Source organism: Microcoleus sp. D2_18a_B4 (assembly GCF_036702475.1).
Classification (GTDB): Bacteria; Cyanobacteriota; Cyanobacteriia; order Cyanobacteriales; family Microcoleaceae; genus Microcoleus.
Map to the genome: position 1 here is coordinate 1 of NZ_JAUBTL010000143.1, position 1,580 is coordinate 1,580.

Below are 1,580 nucleotides of genomic sequence, written 5' to 3' on the forward strand. Positions count from 1 at the left end.
CCCGCCCCTTGTATCTTAAAAGAGTGAGTCAGGCGATCGCCACGTCATTGATTCGATCATACCGACAATCAGGCGATTGAGCCGACAATCAGGCGATTGAGCCGACAATCAGGCGATCGACCCGACAATCAGGCGATCGACCCGACAATCAGGCGATCGACCCGACAATCAGGCGATCGTACCGACAATCAGTCGCTCGTACCGACAATCAGTCGCTCGTACCGACTTTCAGGCGATCATACCGACTTTCAGGCGATCATACCGACTTTCAGGCGATCATACCGACTTTCAGGCGAGCTTACCTTCTTCTTGGTAAATCTAAAGAAACAAGAAAGTTTCTGACGCTTGGTGCAAGTTTCAGTGGAAAGTGCTGTTTAAGGACATCAGAAATTGGTGAAGTTGGCCCGCCCCTTAGACTGCATAAGTCTGTTGCGTAGATAAGCTCCCATTACTGATGACAGGCACACATTAAGCTGGACAGTATCTTAGGCTCTCGATCGAATGATCGGGAAAGCCTGCATTGACAAGGTTAGTCTTCAATTGCCTGTCGGTTCTTTCATAAATCGGAGTACATCTGGAGCAAACAATGACATCAACAGTCTTAGGTATAGACATCAGTAAAAGAGACTTTCATATCTCATTACTGAGAGAAGGTCGTGCAACTAAACCCAAAAAATTTACGAACAATATTCAAGGGTTTGAGAGTTTGCATAACTGGCTCAAACAACAAAGTGTAGTCGAACTCCATGCTTGTATGGAAGCTACTAGCATTTACGGAGAAGCCTTAGCCGAATTCCTCTATGGGGCTGGTTTTCAGGTTAGTATTGTGAATCCAGCTAGGATTAAAGGGTTTGCTAAAAGCGAACTCCTACGAACTAAAACTGACTCGGTAGATGCGGCACTAATTGCTCGTTTTTGTGCGGCAATGAAACCGTCTCTATGGACACCAACCGCGCCGGAAGTCAAGGAATTACAAGCCCTGTTACGGCGACTCGAATCAGTCACAGAAATGATGACGAGCGAACAAAACCGTTTGGAGACAGCTACGCCAACAGTTGCTGCCCTTACCCAGGAACATTTGGACTATCTAAAACAGCAACAACAACTAATCAAAAAACTGATTAGCGACCATTTTGACCAACATCCACATTTAAAGCAACAGCGTGACCTCTTGACCTCAATTCCCGGAATCGGTGAACAGACAGCATCCGTATTGTTAGCTGAAATCCGTGATGTTTCAGATTACAACAATGCCCGTCAATTAGCGGCTTATGCGGGTTTAACACCCTGTGAACGCAGTTCTGGGACTTCGGTTAAAGGCAAGACTCGTTTGTCTTGTACCGGAAACGTCCGACTACGGAAGGCTTTGTATCTGCCTGCGGTAGTGGCGATGCGTCACAATCCGTTACTCAAGGCTATGAGTGACCGATTATTGGGTCGTGGCAAGGTCAAAATGCAGGTGATTGGCGCTCTGATGAGGAAATTGGTGCATTTGGCTTTTGGTATTTTAAAGTCCCAAAAGCCTTTCGACCCCAATTATTTACTTGCTACCCCTTGACAGTTCAAGACAGTATCTACGG

Annotated in this window: 2 protein-coding genes; both read left to right on the forward strand. The window is 46.3% G+C overall.

The features are described 5' to 3' along the window. Window positions 1-96 precede the first annotated feature (96 nt). Entirely contained in the window at window positions 97-342 is a 246-nt protein-coding gene (locus tag QUB04_RS32375; protein ID WP_333290749.1) for a hypothetical protein, read from the forward strand. A 244-nt stretch (window positions 343-586) separates the two neighbouring features. After that, window positions 587-1,558, forward strand: a complete 972-nt coding sequence (locus tag QUB04_RS32380) for an IS110 family transposase (protein WP_333290750.1) — start codon at window positions 587-589, stop codon at window positions 1,556-1,558. Window positions 1,559-1,580: the final 22 nt, after the last annotated feature.

Coding starts and splice junctions, on each gene's coding strand:
- QUB04_RS32380 (WP_333290750.1), top strand. CDS start 587: ATGACATCAACAGTCTTAGGTATAGACATCAGTAAAAGAGACTTTCAT.